This is a genomic window from Streptomyces sp. NPDC058335, assembly GCF_042723915.1.
Lineage (GTDB): Bacteria > Actinomycetota > Actinomycetes > Streptomycetales > Streptomycetaceae > Streptomyces.
Genome location: NZ_JBHXHX010000011.1, coordinates 227,825 through 245,408, shown reverse-complemented (window position 1 = coordinate 245,408; position 17,584 = coordinate 227,825). Strand labels below are relative to the sequence as shown.

13 protein-coding genes and 2 pseudogenes are annotated in these 17,584 nt (G+C 69.7%); 9 read left to right on the top strand and 6 right to left on the bottom strand.

Going from position 1 to position 17,584, the window contains the following annotated elements; translation table 11 throughout:
* Positions 1-30: 30 nt before the first annotated feature.
* From ACFWJX_RS23250 to ACFWJX_RS23235, 4 genes and pseudogenes are all read left to right on the top strand, one after another.
* Positions 31-214 (top strand): annotated as a pseudogene (locus ACFWJX_RS23250) (AAA family ATPase); the annotation flags it as partial.
* Complete coding sequence (locus ACFWJX_RS23245) at positions 188-415, top strand: hypothetical protein (RefSeq protein WP_383246423.1); 228 nt, start codon at positions 188-190, stop codon at positions 413-415. The pseudogene ACFWJX_RS23250 and the gene ACFWJX_RS23245, both read left to right, overlap by 27 nt.
* 644 nt (positions 416-1,059) lie before the next feature.
* On the top strand, positions 1,060-2,946 hold the full coding sequence (locus ACFWJX_RS23240; RefSeq protein WP_383246265.1) for a condensation domain-containing protein: 1,887 nt from the start codon (positions 1,060-1,062) through the stop codon (positions 2,944-2,946).
* 81 nt (positions 2,947-3,027) lie between these two features.
* A complete protein-coding gene (locus ACFWJX_RS23235) occupies positions 3,028-4,677 on the top strand; it encodes a carbamoyltransferase C-terminal domain-containing protein (RefSeq protein ID WP_383246262.1) in 1,650 nt (549 codons plus the stop codon).
* Here ACFWJX_RS23235 and ACFWJX_RS23230 read toward each other — a convergent pair.
* Genes ACFWJX_RS23230 through ACFWJX_RS23215 form a run of 4 tightly spaced genes read right to left on the bottom strand, consistent with a single transcriptional unit; the run spans position 4,650 to position 9,110 of the window.
* A complete protein-coding gene (locus tag ACFWJX_RS23230; protein ID WP_383246259.1) occupies positions 4,650-6,536 on the bottom strand; it encodes a condensation domain-containing protein in 1,887 nt (628 codons plus the stop codon). The two genes, ACFWJX_RS23235 and ACFWJX_RS23230, sit on opposite strands and share 28 nt — an antisense overlap.
* A gap of 43 nt (positions 6,537-6,579) precedes the next feature.
* A complete protein-coding gene (locus ACFWJX_RS23225; protein ID WP_383246256.1) occupies positions 6,580-7,365 on the bottom strand; it encodes an ABC transporter permease in 786 nt (261 codons plus the stop codon).
* A 30-nt stretch (positions 7,366-7,395) separates the two neighbouring features.
* A complete protein-coding gene (locus tag ACFWJX_RS23220) occupies positions 7,396-8,172 on the bottom strand; it encodes an ABC transporter permease (protein WP_383246253.1) in 777 nt (258 codons plus the stop codon).
* Between the two features lie 5 nt (positions 8,173-8,177).
* A complete protein-coding gene (locus ACFWJX_RS23215) occupies positions 8,178-9,110 on the bottom strand; it encodes an ABC transporter ATP-binding protein (protein ID WP_383246251.1) in 933 nt (310 codons plus the stop codon).
* 215 nt (positions 9,111-9,325) lie between these two features.
* Between ACFWJX_RS23215 and ACFWJX_RS23210 the strand changes: the two genes are divergently transcribed.
* Together ACFWJX_RS23210 and ACFWJX_RS23205 are read left to right on the top strand one after the other, a co-directional pair.
* The gene (locus ACFWJX_RS23210; RefSeq protein ID WP_383246248.1) at positions 9,326-10,531 is read left to right on the top strand and encodes a macrolide family glycosyltransferase; all 1,206 of its coding nucleotides are present in this window, start codon (positions 9,326-9,328) and stop codon (positions 10,529-10,531) included.
* 28 nt (positions 10,532-10,559) lie between these two features.
* Positions 10,560-11,285: a hypothetical protein gene (locus tag ACFWJX_RS23205; protein ID WP_383246245.1), complete on the top strand. Its 726-nt coding sequence runs from the start codon at positions 10,560-10,562 to the stop codon at positions 11,283-11,285.
* A 221-nt stretch (positions 11,286-11,506) separates the two neighbouring features.
* On the opposite strand, the gene ACFWJX_RS23200 is transcribed toward ACFWJX_RS23205, so the two are convergent.
* Positions 11,507-13,336, bottom strand: a complete 1,830-nt coding sequence (locus ACFWJX_RS23200; RefSeq protein ID WP_383246242.1) for a subtype B tannase — start codon at positions 13,334-13,336, stop codon at positions 11,507-11,509.
* Positions 13,337-13,738: 402 nt separating this feature from the next.
* Here ACFWJX_RS23200 and ACFWJX_RS23195 point away from each other — a divergent pair, with 402 nt between their 5' ends.
* The 3 genes and pseudogenes from ACFWJX_RS23195 to ACFWJX_RS23185 form a co-directional block, all read left to right on the top strand.
* Positions 13,739-13,873 carry a hypothetical protein gene (locus ACFWJX_RS23195; RefSeq protein ID WP_383246240.1) on the top strand — a complete coding sequence of 45 codons (135 nt, stop codon included), beginning with the start codon at positions 13,739-13,741 and terminating at the stop codon, positions 13,871-13,873.
* A 143-nt stretch (positions 13,874-14,016) separates the two neighbouring features.
* Entirely contained in the window at positions 14,017-15,456 is a 1,440-nt protein-coding gene (locus ACFWJX_RS23190; RefSeq protein ID WP_383246237.1) for a hydrolase, read from the top strand.
* 106 nt (positions 15,457-15,562) lie between these two features.
* Positions 15,563-15,673, top strand: a pseudogene (locus ACFWJX_RS23185) (transposase); the annotation flags it as partial.
* Positions 15,674-15,890: 217 nt separating this feature from the next.
* On the opposite strand, the gene ACFWJX_RS23180 reads toward ACFWJX_RS23185, so the two are convergent.
* Positions 15,891-17,282, bottom strand: coding sequence for a Mucin-2 (locus ACFWJX_RS23180; RefSeq protein WP_383246234.1), 1,392 nt, complete (start codon positions 17,280-17,282; stop codon positions 15,891-15,893).
* Positions 17,283-17,584: the final 302 nt, after the last annotated feature.

Genomic DNA, 17,584 nt, shown 5'->3' with positions numbered 1-17,584 from the left:
ACGGCCGGAAGGGACAAAGAGGGGTCATCACTGCGCAAACGCGGACTGACCGACGAAGCCGTCGTCTCCGCGATCGACCAGGCCTGCCGCCTGCTGCGACTGCCCTCCATCGGGCGCATTCCCCGACCTGGCCGATGGCGCTGCCCGCGACCAGCTGGCGTCTCGGGCGTTCCTGGCCGAGCTGCTGATGGCCGAGTGCGACGACCGGGTCCGCCCGCTTCTGGAGGTCGACGAGGTCGGCGGGGTCGAGGGGGTTGGCCTCGTGGTTGGGGAGGACCGCTGCTTCGTGATCGACGCACAGGGCGACCCGGTCTCCCCGTCCGCGATCACCGCCCTCGTCGCCGCCCGCGAACGGTGTTCCGAGCGCCGTATCAAGGCCGCTTCCTTCTCCCGCGAATCCCCGGCCGACACCTGAGATGCCGGTGAGGATGTGCGCTCGCCGGCTGCCGTGATCACCTCCACCTGCCAGGCGCGCGCCGCCGCACGCATGTCGACGAGGCGATGGGAGGACCAGGCCGGTGCGTGGTCGGCGGCTGCGTCTGCCAGTGCGTGGGTGCGCGCGCCAGAAAGCGCTTGTGGGCCTCTCTTCGGTGTGTCAGGCTACTTGCCGCTCGATCTTGCACGGCTGTGACGACCAGCTGAGGTGTGGAGCACATGGTTCACGGAAGAGTTCGGTCCGGACGTGCGGGTCCCGGGCCGTGGTGGGCGGTCGGACGCCCCTCCGTGATCGCGCCGGTACGTCCTTACCCACCTGTTCGGGGATGACGCGACAGGACAGCGGGGGAGACCTCTCGCGTGGAGTCGCGCCGGGAGACCCGCCGCCTTTCGGGGCTCACGGGGCCGACGGCGTCCGGCCGTGTGTTCCAGCGGCTCGGCCCGTGCACCCGGGACGCATCCGCCGCGGGACGCCGGGCGCAGACGGCCCCTGCCCGCCGCGGGGCCGCCGTCGGCAGTCGCCCGGCGCGACTCCCGCGGTGCCCGAACGTCCCACGGATCCCCGAACTCACGCACCTCAGCGCGCGGTCCTCGCAGGCCCCTCGACGAGGCATGGAGGCAGTCATGACCGACACCCCGGTCCGCAGCGGCCCTCTTCAGTACGGCATCGCCCAGCAGGAGTGGCTCTACTACCGGAAGCACGGGAGGGCACGCCACCCACGGCAGTGCCTGTGGCTGGATCTGCCCGCCGGGCTGTCCCGCGAGGCGGCCGGTGAAGCCGTCGACCTCATGGTCGAGCGGCACGAGGTGCTGCGCACCACTTTCCCCGCCGACTCCCAAGGTGATCCGGTGCAGATGGTCTGGCCTCCGGTTCCTGTCCGCCTGCGGTGGTTCGACCTCTCCGGGGCACGCCCACAGACCGCGGAACTGGACGCCTTCTGCGATGCCCCGTTCGACGTCTTCGCCGTGCCGCCCCTGCGGGCCGCCGTGGTCCTGCGGGACGAAGGGCGTCGGCAACTCCTGCTGGTGATCGCCCATATCGCGATCGACTACCGGGGACAGGACGTCCTTCGGGAAGAACTGACCGAGGCTCTGCTGGCGGCAGCGTCCGGGCGACCCATGGCGCTGCCTCCCGTCGCATGCCAGCCACTCGATCACGCCCTCGCGGAAGCGGACGCCGACGACGGCAGCAGTCTCGACCACTGGCGGAGCGTCATCTCCGCCGCACCAGCGGGTATCTTCCCCACCGCGGTCATTCCGGAACGGGTCCGCTACACGAGGGCGCGACTGCTGTCACCGGCCCTCGGGGAGGCCCTCCATGTCATTCACCGCAAGCACCGTCTGCCGCCGGAGCCGGTGTTCCTCACGGCACTGGCCAGCTGCCTCGCCACCGTCTGCCGGCAGCCCGTCATACCTCTCTCCTACACCTGGCCGGCACGCGAGCCCGTGCGCACGAGGAGACTCGTCGCGTCGGTGATGCGGGACATCATCCTGAACATCGACCTCTCGGACACCCCCTCCTTCGAAGAGGCCGTGCGCAGCACCCATGAGGCGTTGCGTTCGGGCGCGCGGCACAGTCAATACGACGTCTACGCCCTCCTCCAGGCGGACTCCCTGGTCAACCGTCAGCGGGGCGCCTGGCGCCGGTCCGCCCTTTTCGTGAACCTCGGACCCGACCCGGGCGCGTTGTGGTCACACAGGGCGTCGGAGCCGGACGCCGCCGATCTGCGAGGGCTGCTCCGCGGCAGTTCGGTGACGGTCGAGACGGGGCCCGAGGAACACTACGACGACTTCAACCTGTACACGTCGCTCGCCATGGGCGAACGTGGCTGTCCGGAGATCTTCCTCACGGCGCACGAGGCGATCCTCGCCGAGTCCGAGGTCGTCGGTATCACCCGGGGTGTCGAGGCGATCCTCGTCGAACTCGCCCTGGCCGGCCACCTGTCGACGGCCGATGCACAGCGGGTGAGCGGCCTGACACCCCGGTTCGTCGGCGAGGGCTGGGTCTCGCTCGAGGGGTCGTGGTTCCACCGCGGTCTCACCGAGGAGATATTGCGCAGCCACGACGGGGTGGCCGCCGCGAGTACACGGGTGGAAGCGGACGGAACGACGGTCGCCTACGTCCTCACCCATCCCGAGGGCCCGACGCCTGGCGAACTCCGCGAGTTCCTCCTGGCGCATCTGGACTTCCGGCATGCCCTGGTGGTGCCCGAGCGCGTCGTTGTCCCCGAGCACGCCGAGTCAAGAGGCGGGGTCCGCCCGGCGGCCGGTGAGAACGCGGTGGAACGAGCCGTACGGGCGTCGGTGGAGGCGGCCAACGACCTTGCCGACGTGGACATGTCCCTGAGCTATACGGAAGCCGGCGGCCTGCTGAGACGCGTCCCGGTGGTTCTCGCCCGGTTGCGGCAGCAAGGGCTGGAGGGCTTCGTCGCCGGTGACTTCCTGCGGCCGTGCAGCCTGCGCACGCTCGCGCTGCTGCGACCGCCGCGCCAGGTGTTCGCCCCGGAATGAGCGAACGGCTCCGATTCCCGCGATCACAGCCCCTGTTCCACTTCGACGAGCCATGGGAGAACCGAAATGTGGATCCTTGGTGTGAACGCCCCGCCCGCCGGGTGGCACGACGCGGCCGCCTGCCTCGTGGACGGCGGCGGCAACGTCATCGCCTACTCCGAGCAGGAGCGCCACAACAGAATCCGACATGCGATAGGTGACGGGTTCAACAAGCCCCTCGGGGCCGCGCGGTTCTGCCTGGACCAGGCCGGAATCACGATCGACGACGTCGACGTGATCGCCATCGGCTGGAACATCGACCAGATGTTCCCCGGGTTCTTCGCGGATGAGCGCGAGCTGGCCACGCACGCCACCGGCTTCGACTTCCCCGGCCGGCTCCCCGAGATCGTCCGCGTGCCCCACCACCGAGCGCATGCCGCCTCGGCCTTCTACGCCTCGCCGTTCTCCGAGGCGGGCGTCCTGGTCGTCGACGGAAACGGCGAGAACGAGTCGACCAGCATCTGGTCGTTCGCTTACGGCCGCGAGCCCGAACCGAAACGGGAATGGCCGCGCACCGCCTCCCTGGGGTACGCGTACGACGGTGCCTCGGAGTGGCTCGGCTTCCACCATCTGAACGCCGGCAAGACCATGGGGCTGGCCGCCTACGGACGGGCGCTGGGACTTTCGGTGGAGACACTGGTCGACACCGACGGCGGTGACCTGCGGCTTGCGGTCCCGGCGCTGCCGGAGAGCCGGGGAAGCGCGACGATCGACGAGATCGGGCGCCACTACGCAGCCACGGTGGGCTCCTGGCGCGACCTCTACGCCAAGCTTGCCGGGGCCGAAGGACCTGTCTGCCCGGCACACCGGCTGACCGAGGACCCGGCGGCCGTGCTGGTCGCCTACACCGCGCAGCGGCTGATCGAGGATGCGGTGACGTCCCTCGCCGCCACGGCCGGACAACTCGCGGGTGTGGCGGATCTCTGCCTGGCCGGAGGTGTGGCACTCAACTGCAGCGCCAACGGCATGCTGCCCGCGAACGTGTACGTCCCGCCCGTCCCGCACGACGCCGGGGTGGCCCTGGGCGCCGCGTGGACGGTGTGCCCTCCGAACCGGCCGGGCGAGGCGATCAGCCCCTATCTGGGCGAGGACGTCCGGGCGCACGGTCCGGCGGACGCGGCGGAGTCCGGTCTGCTGCGGACCGACTTCGATCCGGACCAGGTCACGGACCTTCTGCTCGACGGACAGGTGGGCGCGGTCGCTCAGGGGAGGGCCGAGATCGGCCCGCGCGCCCTGGGCCACCGCTCCATCCTCGCAGTGCCGGACTCGGTGGAGGTGTCCGCCCGGGTCAACCGGATCAAGCACCGCGAGCAGTGGCGACCCTTCGCCGGGGTCACCTCCCCGGAGTACGGCGGCGGACTGTGGGAACGGCAGGAGCACCTCAGCCGCTACATGCTCGGCGCGGCCCGTGTCACCGACGAGGCCCGCAGGGTCGCTCCCGGGGTCGTGCACGTCGACGGCACCACCCGCCCGCAGATTCTGGCTCCCGGTGCGGCCCCGGCGGTCGGGGCGATCCTGGAGACGCTCGCGGGCCGGGGAGCGCCCCCCGTACTCCTCAACACGTCCTTCAACGACAAGGGCGAGCCCATCGTCAACAGTGCCGCGGACGCCCTCGCCGCGTTCCGCTCCATGGACCTGGACTTCCTCGTCCTGGACCAGGCGCTCTACCGGAAGGCGCCCCGGGCGCGATGACCGGCGGCGCTCGCCGTGGCCGGCGGCGCGCCCTGGAAGGACAGGCGCGTCGCCAGGGCGGAAAGGTCGCAGGGCCGCCGGAAGTCGTCGAAGCGCAGCCCCGTGAGCTTCTGCCGTGCGAGCAGTTCCAGCACCTTGGGTACGTCGGCCAGGCGTCCGCCCGCCTCCACGTACCCGTCGTGCACACTCACCTCTTCCAGGCCGTTGGCCTGCACCACCGCGTCGTGCAGGGCCCGTTCCCGGTCGGTGGCCGGGCGGGCCGAGCGGGGCTCGGTTCCGCGCCCGCCTCCGGCGGGTTCACCGTTGATCAGGAAGCGGTCCGGAACGACCAGGGCGTGTAGCGGGTCCACCTTGTTGAGCAGGAACCTGCGCAGCGCGTAGGCATCGGTGTCCGAACCGGCGACGGTGACGGCAGCACAGAGTGAACCGCCGTCATCGGTGAAGGCCCGGACAGCGCTGACCGCGGGGTGTTCCCGCAGAGCCCCCTCGATCAGGCGGAGTGCGGCCCAGGACCCGTCGACCGTGACCCACTCACCGTCCCGCAGGCGAGGGTTCGGCAGGAACTCGGCGCAGTCGAGACCGGGATCCTCGGCGAACCGCACCAGGATGCGCTCGATCCGCAGCATCAGGGCGCGGGTGTCCTCCGCGCTCAGTACGGCGTCGTTGGCGGACAGGAAGAGCTGCGGACGGCCCTCGGGACCGGGAGCCGCCGACACGTACAGGACGTGTGGGACATGCTCGGACGGCACCGGGGGAACGTACGTGTACTCCGTACGGCCGCGGGGGAGCAACGAGGAGAGGTCGGCCGAGGTGTCGCCGTCGGCGCCCTCCGCCGGTGCGTCGTAGTGGAAGTTGACATACATCCCCGGGTGGGTGCGCGCCCCTCTGCGACGTCCGGCCCGCGCCTCGGCCTCCAGCAGTTCCAGGACGTCGAAGTCGCTTCGTCTCGCGGCCCGCAGACTGGCGTGCACGGCGGACTCCGCCATGTCCCGGAACCGGCCGCTGCCGGGGACGCCGACGGCCAGAACGAGGTCCCTCATGACGGAGCCGATCATCTGCCGAGTGAGCTCGCTCGACCGGGACGACCACGAGGTGGCGAGCGCGATGCGGTCATGGCCGGACACGGCCGACACGGCCAGCGCGACTGCCGCGAGGAAGGCGGAGGACACCGGCAGTCGCCGTCTGATGCGGGAGAGCGCGGGGCCCAGCGCCGACGAGTCCAGGACGACGTGGTGGTAGCCGACGTCCGCCGGGATCACCGGGACGGCGAACGGGCCGCTCGGAAGGTGCCGGAACTCCTCTTCCCAGAAGCGCAGATTCCGCGCCCGGACGGCCCGCATGTGCTCCGATCGCTCCAGCAGTGCCTGGTCGACCGGGTGGTGTTCCACGGGAGGCAGCTCCGGCCGTTCATCGCACGCAATCGCGTTCAGTATCGTCCGCAGCTCCCGCTGCAGGATGTCCATCGCCCCGGCGTCGCACGTGATATGAGCGACCACCAGGGTCAACTGCCGTGTGCCGTCGCCTCGTTCTGTGACAGCAGCCCTGACCGGCCACTCCTCCTCGATGCGGAAAGGCGCCCGCAGCGTGTCGTCCGGTTCCCGGAGCGGCACACGCTCCGGACGCCACACGTGCTGCACGGCGTGACCGCTCTCGTCCTTGGTGAAGGTGGTGCGCAGAACCTCGTGACGGGCGACGAGGAGGCCGACCGCCTCCTCCATCTGCCGCTCGCTGAGGGAGGCGGGAAGTTCCACGTCGAAGCGAGGACCCATGAACGGCTCCCACCCCTCGCACACGGTGTGCATCCACTCCACCTGACACAGCCCCGACTGCAAGGGGCCGGAGCGCTCGAGCACGGCCATGATGCGTCCCCTGTTCTCTTCGCCGTCCCGCCCTGACAGGCGATCAGTTGGCCAGCAGCCGGCTCAACCGGCGCCGGGCGAGCATGAATCCGGCCACGGACATGGCCAGCAGATAGCAGACGTGGCCCGCTGTCCCCGGGGTGAGGCGGCCGGCGGACAGGTCCCGCAGCAGCTCGACTCCCTGGTAGAGGGGGGTCAGCCGTACGACCACCTGTCCCCAGCCCGGGTAGGTCTCGATGGGGAACACCGTTCCCGAGCACATGGTCATCAGGAACATCCAGATGCTCACGTGCTCGAAGTCCTCCCACCGGCGCATGAAGGTGGTAGCGGCCATGCTGACAGCCGCGAAGGCGAGGCTGATCAGCGCGGCGCCGGGCAACGCCAGCAGAATCCACCACGAGGGCGCCAGGCCGAGAGCCACCATGGAGACCAGGAACGCGGATGAGTAGACCCCTCCGCACAGCAGTGCCCAGGCGGTCTCGCCCGCGGCCAGTTCACCGATCGTCAGCGGAGTGGCCAGATATCCCTCGTACAGACGCTGGGTGAGCTTGGCGTAGAAGGAGTAGGTGGTCTCGTTGACCACGCCGGAGACCGCGGCTGTCGCCAGCATGGCCGGGGCGATGAACTGTTCGTAGCTCATGATCCGCCCGTCGACGGTGATCTCGCCGATCAGACGGCCCATTCCCATGCCGAGGGCGATGAGCAGGATCACCGGTTCCAGGAGTGTGGAGACGAAGTTGGGCCAGGCACGGCGGTTCAGCATCAGCCCCCGTAACACGAACGTGCTGGAGCGGTGGAACTTCGCGCGCGCTGTCGCGGAGCTGGGCATGGCGGCACCTCCGGTTCTGGTCGGATGCGGTCAGTCGGAAAGGTGGCGCCGGAACACCAGCAGCGTCAGGGCGAAGCCGGCCGTCGCCCACAGCACAAGGACGGCCAGGTGGCCGGCGAGGGCCAGCGGTGCCGGGCCGGAACCGGTCGTGAACTCGCCGGCGATGCCGCGGCAGAGCTCGACTCCGTGCCACAGGGGAGAGATCCGTACCAGTGGCTGCAGGGCGGTCGGAAGGTCTCCCACCGGGAAGAACACCCCCGAGAACATCGACAGCGGCAGTACCACCAGCCGGGACACGGTCATGAGGTTGGCCGAACTGGTGAGCCGGCCGGTGAAGGCGAAGAGGGGTGCCGCCGCCGACAGCGCCAGCAGCATGGCCACCGGCACCAGCAGCAGACACAGCCAGCTGTCGAACACACCGAGCAGTGCGGCCACCGCGCAGAAGACCACGGCCGACACCGCCACCCGGACGGTGACGAAGAGCAGGTGGCCCGCCAGCACCTGGCCCAGGCTGAGGGGAGCCGTGAGCATCCGCTGATAGCGGTTGGTCAGCCGGATCGCGGCGTAGAGGGGGAAGCCCGCCTCCTCCGCAGCCGTCTGGAAGGCGACAACGGCCAGGAGCCCAGGAGCCAGGAACCGGACGAAGGACAGGCCCTCGACCTCCTGTTCCACATAGCCGCCCGCTCCGATCCCGACGACCCCCAGGTACAGCAGCGGCATGAGGAAGCCGGTGAACACCGCGGTCCGCCAGGTCCTGCGGTAGAGCGTGAGGTGGAAACGCACGACGCGCACTGTTCCGGTCAGCATCGCCGCTACTCCACCAGTGAGCGCCCGGTCAGGCGCAGGAAGACGTCCTCCAGGGTGCATCTGCGCTCGAGTGTTCCGCTCGGCCGCAGTCCTGCGCGGTGGACCGCCTGCACCGTCTCCTCTGCGCTTTTCACGTAGAGAAGGACCCGGCCCGCCAGGACCTCGAGCCGCTCCGCCAGTGACCGGAGCGCCGGCAGGTGCGCGGTGTCGAAGCCGTCGTCGTAGCGCAGTTCGACGACCTCGGGCGTCCCATGGGCCCGCAGCAACTGCCCGGGTGTGCCGATGGCCACGATCCGGCCCTCGTCCACGATCATGATCCGGTCGCTCAGCTGCTCGGCCTCGTCCATGTAATGGGTGGTGAGCACCACGGTCGCGCCGTTCCCTTTCAACTCCCGCAGCCGGTCCCACAGCAGATGACGGGCCTGCGGGTCGAGTCCGGTGGTGGGCTCGTCCAGCAGGACGATGCTCGGCTCGTTCACCAGCGCGCGGGCGATGGCCAGTCGGCGCATCATCCCGCCCGACAGCGAGTCGATGAGGTCATTCGCCCGGTCCGTGAGCCGGACGAACTCCAGAAGTTCGGTGGAGCGATTCCGGGCGGCTCGGCGGCTCATCCCGAAGAGCCGGGCATACGTCGTCAGGTTCTCCAGCACCGTCAGTTCACGGTCGAGATTGTCCTTCTGCGGCACCACGCCCAACCGTGCCCGGATGGCGGGTCCGTCCTTCACGGGATTCATGCCGAGGATGCGCAGGCTTCCGCCACTGGGTGTGGAAGTGCCGCTGAGCATACGCATCGTGGAACTTTTTCCGGCACCGTTGGGCCCCAGCAACGAGAAGACCTCGCCGGCCCGGACCTCGAAGTTGATGCCGTCGACCGCGAGTAAATCACCGTAACGCTTCACCAGGCCCTGGGCAGATATCAGTGCGTCCCCGGTTCCCATCACGCTCCGCCCCTCATTCCAGATGCCGATCGGAGACTCTAACAGCAGCCACGAGTTCTGTCGTTGTCGAATTTATTCGACGATGGACGTCGGTTTTGACTGCTGCGTGCGGTGGCACAATAGTCCGTCATCGTCTGGTCAAGTGGCATGTCAGAGAAGCGGATTGGGGTCGTGCACCCTTGCCGTCGGGTACTGTCGCTGATTAGCATGTCGGCATGTTTTTATCGCGGTTGGGAAGGCCGCCCCGTATTGCGATGTTCAATGCGGCGGCGCCTGGCCACATTTATACGAGCCTGGAAGTCATCAGGGAGCTCGCCACTCGTGGCCACCGGGTTACCTATGCCATACCCGAAAAGTATGCGGACCTCGCCTCCTCGGTGGGAGCGGAACCCCGGCCGTATCGCTGCGTATTGGGCATGGACTCGGGAGACTGGCTGAACAAGGGGCCGGTCGGCTGTATGGAGGCCGGTCTGGCGGACAGCATGCAGGCCCTCCCACAGCTCGCCGCCGCCTACGCGGACGACCCGCCGGACCTCGTTCTGTACGACTGGCTCACCCCCTATGCGCGCATCCTCGCCCGCAGGTGGGGTGTGCCCGCCGTGATGCTGGCCCAGATGTCGGACTGGGAACCCACGGAGGAGGAGCGGGCCGAGGCCGCCCGGGACTTCCGGCCCGACCCCCGCCACGAGGCCCATGAACGGCGCTATCGCGACTGGCTGGACCGGCACGGCTTCACCGACATGGACGTCTACACGTTCGCGAACCGCCCGGACCGCTCCCTCGGGCTCATCCCCCGATTCCTCCAGCCGCACGCCGACAGGATCGACCCCGCGGTGCACACGTTCGTCGGGGCGTGCCTGGGAGACCGGTCCCACCAGGGGCGGTGGCAGCGTCCGCCAGGGGTCGCCGCGACCGATCGGCTGTTGCTCATCACCCTCGGCACCTCGTACTCGGACGAGCCGGGCTTCTTCGACAGTTGCGTCGAGGCGTTCGGGAACCTGCCAGGCTGGCACGTCGTGCTGCATGTCTGGCGGGACGCCGACCGCATTGCTCTGGACAGGGTGCCGGCCAATTTCGAGGTGCACGGCCGTATTCCCCAGTTGGCCATCCTGCGCCAGGCGGACGCCTTCATCAGCCGTGGCGGCATGGGGGCCGTCCTGGAGGCGCTGAGCTGCGAGGTACCCATGGTCACCATTCCCAGGGGCGCCGATCAGTTCCTCAACTCGCAGACCCTGCGGGAGCTCGGCGTGGCCCGCGAGATCGCCGCCGAGGAGGTGACCGCGAAGGCGCTGCGCACGGCGGTGACGGGGCTGGTCGAGGACCCTGGGGTGGCCGATCGTCTGGGCCGGCTCAAGGAGCGCATGGCCCAGGAGGGCGGCACGCGTCGGGCCGTCGAACTCATCGAGGCCGAACTGCGCTGAAGCGGAACGGCGAGCCGGGAGGCCATGAGTGAGTACGTCATCCCCCGATGTCACGGTCATCCTCCCCTGCGCGGGCTTCGGGGTGCGTTTCGGCGCTCCGTACTCCAAGGAGTTGCACTCCCTGGAGCCCGGTGTCTGCGTGATCGACCGGAGCCTGGAGCCGGTCGTGGAGCTCGCCAGGTCCGGACTGACGGTCCGGCTGGTCGTGGTCTTCAGGACACACAAGCTGGATGTCGTCGGCCATCTCGCGAGCTATGCCCGAGACCTCCACATGGTCTTCGTGTACCAGGACGATTCCCTGGAGGACAACCTCAGCGGGGCCATACGCACCGCCCTGCCGCTCGCCGAGGGGCGGGTCGCCCTGGTCCTGCCGGACATCACACTCATAGGTCCCGGCAGTGAGCGGAGCCTCGTGGAGGCGGTGGGCAGGACGGAGCCGTCCGGCTGGTGCGTGGTGGCTTCCAGAGGGCATGACCCGGACGCCCTGTGCGAACTGGGAGCGCTGAGGCTCGGTGCGCACGAGACGGGCACCAGGGTGCTGGCGGCGGAGGAGAAACCCCTGTGCCCCGACGGCTTCAACGCCGCGTGGGCGACGGTCGTCGCGAGCCCTCGACAGGCCCACCGGCTCCCGGAGATCGCCATCAAGGGGCCGGACAGTCCGCTGGTCGGGGCGAGCGCTGTCGAGGTGGCCGGGTTCATCAACTTCAACACGGCCGGAGCGGGCGGCGCCGTTGCGGAACCGGGAAGAACGTGACGGGGGGCGACGGGGCGGGGGTCGATTGCCGCGGTCGGCGGCAGGCTGCCGTGTCGACTTCTTCGACCCCTTCGACTCCGAGGACGTGCGCACATGTTCACCCGGGCCAAGCTCCGCGACGGCCCCCCCCCCGATATCGTGGTGCTGCCCCGACTACCGGGAATGACGGTCAGTCGGCTCCTTCAGGTCGAGGGGGAGCGGGCGTAGGGAGTCGGCGCCGATCACGCCGTGCGGCGGCCGGAGCCGAGCGGGCTGCCGGCCTTGCGGACGACATCGGCGATCCAGGCCATGGCCTCGGGCACGTCGTAGTTGCCGGCGTGCGGCTGGTTCCAGGCGAGCTGGTAGTTCAGGTCCTTGACCTGCTGGTCGGCGGCGAGCGCGCGGTCGAGGTTGACCGAGACGGTGAACGCGGTGTCCCGGTCGCGGGTGCCGTGGCGGATGTACCAGTTCGGCGCGGTGTCGGCGCTGGTACCGACGAAGTCCATCGGGTTGACGAGGTGGACCTGGTCGTCGACGGTGGTGCCCTTCCTGGCGGTGTACTGGTCCCAGGTCAGCCCGGTGTCGTCGAGGCCGCTGCCGTCGCCGGCGACGTCGTTGTGGTTCCAGCTGTACTCGGTGTAGTTCATGTACTTCCGGGACGGCGGGCCGAAGAGGTCGGTCTCGGTGCCGCTGGTGGTGTTCCCGTTGACGCCCACGGCATCGAAGGCGGGGGTCGTCTTGAGCGTGGCCTGGACGGCGACGAAGGCGAGGTACTTCGCCATGTCGACGGAGCGCACCTTGTCGGTGGCGGTGTCGACGTCGATCCAGTCGTTGACGTACGACTTGGTGGTGGGCGGGCCCCCAGGGGCGCCGGAGGTGATCTCGAAGGTGCCGCCCAACGGCGGGATGGTGTGGGCGGGAGCCGCCTTCAGGTAGGTCTCGGCGGAGCGGATGACCTCCTTCTTGATGGTGTCGAGCATGGTGGCGGCGGTGAGCCGGGAGCCGTCCGGGTCGCGCAGCCCGAGGCTGTTCTCGTAGGCGGCGAACTGTGCCGCGATCGCGGCGGCGTCCTCGGGTGAGGGGTTCGAGCCGATGGTGTCGCGGGTGGCGAGGACGTTGTACAGCCACTCGTAGGCCGCGTCGGCGTTGCCGAGGTCGGTGATCGGGCAGTACGCGTTGACGGCGAAGACGTCGTCGCGCAGGGTGCTGCGGCCTTTGGCGTCGATGCCGGCGGCGCCGATCGCGGCGAGATAGGGGGTGTACTCCCTGCTATTGCCGGACGCGCCCAGGATCGACACCAGTGCGCCGCCGCCGCTGGTGCCGTTGATGACGATCCGCTCCGCGCTGCCGGGCATCGAGGCGTCGTTGAGGCGCAGGTAGCGCACGGCGGCCTTGGCGTCGACCACGGCCGCGGGAGCCTTGCCGGGGGCCGAGCCGTCGGCGCCGACCAGTCCGCGGCTGCGGTTGGCGACGTCGACGAAGACGTAACCCGCCTTCAGGGCGGCACCGACGTTGCTCGTCGAGCTGCTGTAAGAAGTACCGGCGGTGACGCTCGCCCGTAGGTAACTGGCCTTCCAGCCGCTGTTGTTCACCGCGAAGTAGACCGGCGTGCGCTGGTCGCCGAAGGCGCTCTCGGGGACGAAGACGTTCATGCTCTGGTAGCCGCAGGCGGTGTTGGGGATCGTGGTGCTGCCGCCGCCGGGGCCGCCGGGCTGCTGTGCGGCCGCGGCGACCGGGTTGGCGACGTAGCAGATCTCCTTGTACCAGCGCACGTTCATCGGCCGGCCGTCGACCGTGACGGTGATCGTCGTATACGCGGCGGAGTCGAAGTCCAGTGCGGAATCCTGGGGGTCCGCGGCATGGCCACGGCTCGGTGAGGGGGCCGCGCCCGATGCGGCGGCTGCGACGGAGGCCGGGACCGCGACGGCCGTGAGAACGAGGGAACTTGCGAGCGCCAGGCCTCTCAGCAGGTGTGTGCGGGTAACGGGACGTACTGCCCTCCCACCGGACGGATGAGTGGACGCATCACGTTGGAAGGACGCAAAGAGTCGCTGCACGGGGTCTCCCCTCATCGAGCACCAGGTGCTTCGCTGACGCCTCGGGGTCGAGGTGTGAAGCACGCTACAATATTGTTAACAATATGCACAGCAATCTCGTGGGCATTTTTCGAGCCGGGTAATGGGTTGCATGCACCCCGTCCACACGTCGTGCGCGCGATGCACTGTCGCCTCACCAGCACCCCGGGACGGGTGCGGCCCTGTGCATCCACCACGGCCGTTCTCCGCCATGGACCTCACCGACCGCCACCCACGCACCGACGCGCTGCTGTTCACGGTGAAGTTCATGGTGCAGACCCTCGTCGGCGATCCAGCGTGAGTGCTACTGGTCACCTCGACGGCGCCCGGACGGGCAGCACCGTCGGGGTCGTCCGCCGCACTGAGGATCTGACGAACTCCGCAGTCGGGATCGAGCACTTGACCGCCGCACTCGCCGAGGCCGAAGCGCGTCTTGCAGACCTGGCCACCACCCGGAAAGTCATCGCCGAACTCGCACCAGCCGGAGCCGAAACCGTTCCGCCCGAGCAGGCCACCGCCTACCGGCCATCGTGAACGCCTTCAACCAGCGGCCAGTCCAGGCATTCCGGGTTCGCAACGGCCTGGGGGAGCGGGGGCAGCCGGTTCCGCCTCTTCGGGCACTCTTCATGCCCCGTGGCTTCCTGCCTCGGCGCCATTGCCGCGTTTAACGTCCGGGAGTGAACCTCTGGACTTCCCTCGAGCCCGCCTCCGCGACCGTGGACCCGGGTGGTAGTACGACTGTGCGGCTGCGTCTGCGCAACACCGGTGACGTGGTGGACGAGTACCGCTTCGAGGCGGTGGGCCCTCTCGCGCCTTGGACCGTCGTGGAGCCGCAGTCACTGCGGTTGTATCCGGGGACGACGGGGTCGGTCGATCTGACGTTCGCTCCGCCGCGTACGCCGGACGCGACGGCGGGGCCGAATCCGTACGCGGTGCGGATCACGCCGACGGAGCATCCGGAGGCGACGACGGTTCCGGAGGGGAACCTCACCATTACTCCGTTCACGGAACTGCGGGCGGAGTTGGTGCCGTCCACGGTGAAGGGCCGTTTCCGTGGCCGTCCGAGACTGGCCGTGGACAACCTGGGCAATACGAAACTGACGGCGTCGGTGAGCGGCAGCGACAACGGTGATCAGTTGTCGTACGACATACATCCGAGCAATGTGCAGATCGAGCCGGGCCGTGCGGCGTTCGTGAACATGACGCTGAAGCCGCGGCAGATCATCTGGTTCGGTTCGGCGGAGCTCCGGCCCTACACCCTGGCGGTGCAGCGGTCGGGTGTGACGCCGCTGGACGTGGAGGGCACGTACGTGCAGCGGGGTTTCCTGCCGCGCTGGCTGGCGGGTTTCCTCAGTGTCTTCATGGCGCTGGCGATCACGTTCGTGATGCTGTGGATCGCCTACAAGCCCCAGGTCCGCAGCGCCGCCGCCGAAAGGCTCCAGGAAGCCGGCATCAGCACGCTGCCGCCCGCTGCCTCACCGACCCCCGAGGCGCCGAAGGCCCCGTCCGCCGACGTCACGGCACCCCCGGCCGCGACCGAGACACAGCAGGCCGGCGGAGCCGGAGATGGAGCCGGGGCGGGGGGTGGTGGTTCCGAGGAGGAGGAGACCAAGGCACAGGAGAAGACCGCGGCGACCGCCGTCCAGCAACTGGCCGCGGAGGATCCGAGCGGACGGCACATCTGCTACCGGGTCTATGCGGCGGGCCAGGGCTGGACCGACGCCGTGTGCGACGGCGAAACAGCGGGCACGGCGGGCGCGGGGACGCCGCTCAAGGCCGTCAACATCGCCGTGTCCGGAACCAAGGGCACATCCAGCGCCGCCTTCGTCCACGACCCCGCGTCGACCGATGGCGAGGGGCACTTCCCCGATCCGTGGGCGGGTGTCGCCGACGGCATCGACAACTACGTCGGCAGTACCGACGAGGACGCCCCGGACATGCTGGGGTTCACCATCAACGTCGGCGGTGGCGACGGCACCGTCTGCCAGTCCGCCCACGTCCACAACGACGCCTGGCTCGGCCTGGAATGCGATGACCCCGGGGCCGGGTACGACTTCACGTACGCCGGCACCCACGACAACGACTCGTGGATCGAAGCGGTCAGGCTCACGGTGTGATCCGAACCGTGCACCAACAACTGCCGGCCGCCCGCGCATCATGCGCGGGCGACCGGCAGTTGATGTCTGACCGCCGGACCGGCAGGCCCTGTGCCGGATCTTGTACCTGCTGCATACCGGCATCCAGTGGGAGTACCTGCCCCAGGAGTTGGGCTTCGGCTCGGGCATGACGTGCCGGCGGCGCCTGGCCGCCTGGAACGAGGCCGGCGTATGGGACCCGAGGACGCCCCCCGGACGCCGTGTGCACCATTCGCGCCTACACCTGGGAAGAAGACCTCGCCGTCGCGCTGCGCGAGCGGCGTGCTGGGCCTGTACCTGCGGAGCAGGGCTTGCGCCACGGCGAGGCAGACGAAACTCGGAGTCGGTCAGCAGTGGTGGCCGCCCCACTGAGCCGTAGGGAAAGCGGCGCGGGGCCGGGCGGTTCTGCTCGGCGGTCAGGCGGGAACGCAGGCCCGGTCCAGGACAGCGACCATCTCATCCTCGGGGAGCGCCGGGTTGGCACCCGCGCTGGAGGCCAGTTCGGGGACATGAAGCGCCTCGCGGAGCCGGTGGAGCGGGAGACGCGGGTCGCCGACCGCCGCCTGGCGGGTCCAGACCGCGGGGTCATGGCTGAGCCGTTCGATCAGCGTGGGCGTGGCGGCCGGGTCCCGGACGGCCAGCCGACGGTAGTTGCCGTCCGGGTGGTCCGCGTAGCGCGCGGCGAGACCCTCACGGGGGAAGCGGGGGTGCGTCTCCGCCATCCAGGCGGAGAAGGTGCCGCCGAGCCGCGCGTACACACGCATCAGGACCTCCTCCGGGGTGTCCGGGTGATACATGCCCAAGAGGTCCTCCACCAGCGGGTCCTCGGTGCGCGCGAGCAGGCGCACGAGGTCGGGCGGCAGGTGAGGGCTCTGGGCGACGGTGCGCCGGAGCAGCGGATGGGCGGAGGTCGCGGCCCGTCGCAGCACCTCGGGGTCGGCGAGCCCCTCCCGTACCCACTCCACGTCCCCCCTGGCGAAGGCCTCCACTGTGAAGTCGATCGACATGCGTCGTGTCTCGTCCAGTTCAGGCCTGAGGGAGACCGTGAGCCGTACGGCCTCGTCGGGGTCGACGGCGAGCCGCTCCACGAGGTCGATGGGCAGCGACGGGTTCTCGGCGAGGGCGGCCAGGTGCGTCCGCTCGGCGGCGCAGCGTTCGGCGTCGGCGCGGTCGAAGAGCCCACGACGCACAACCTCGGCGGCGGACTTCGGATCGCGCAGGAGTTCGGCGGTGACGCGTGCGTCCCGTCGGCACTCCCACAGCGCGGCGGCCCGCCGCACCTCGGGGTCGGGGTCGGCAAGCAGCGACGACCGCTCGCCCGGCGGCAGCTTCTCCCACGCGCGCACCGCGCTCCGGCGCGCTGCCGGATCGCGGTGCGTGGCCAGCGAGGCCACGAACGTCGGCACCAGATGGGGCGAGTCCAGCAGGGCCGCCCGTACGGAAGGGTCGGGGTCGGCGAGCAGGCGGGCGCACACGTCGTCCGGGAGCGGCGCGACCGTCGTACGCGGGTCGCGCCACTCGGGTCCGTACGCGAGAGCGGCCCGCACCTTGGGGGAAGGGTCGTCCACGAGCCGGGCCCGATGCGCGGGCTCGGCCCTGGCGCTCATCGCGAAGTCGATCCGAGCGCCCTGGTTCGGGTGAGCCAGGATCACCGCAACGGCCGGCTCGGGAAGTCCAGCCCGCTGGAGGGCATGACGGGGCGGGCCGTCCCCGCCCCCGTCGAAGGCGAGCAAGCGCAGCAGCAACGGTGTCGGCAGCGCAGGATTACGGGCGACTCCGTCCAGCGCGGACGCGTGGAACGCGACCATGATTCCCCTACCCCTGTGTCTCCGTCGGCTGGTCCGCGACCATGATCCCCTACGCCCATCAGGCCATCAGGCCATCAGGCCATCAGGCCATCAGGCCATCAGGCCATCAGGCCATCAGGCCATCAGGCCATCAGGCCATCAGGCCATCAGGCCGTCTGGCGGTCGGGCCGTCATGACCGGCCGGACAGCACCAGCACATTGCCCCGGCAACTGCAGGACGGCCGGGCCCCAGGGTGGGCCACCCTGCTGGGATCTGGGTCCCGCGGCACCAGCAGTTCGTCGAGGAACAACAGGCGCTCCCG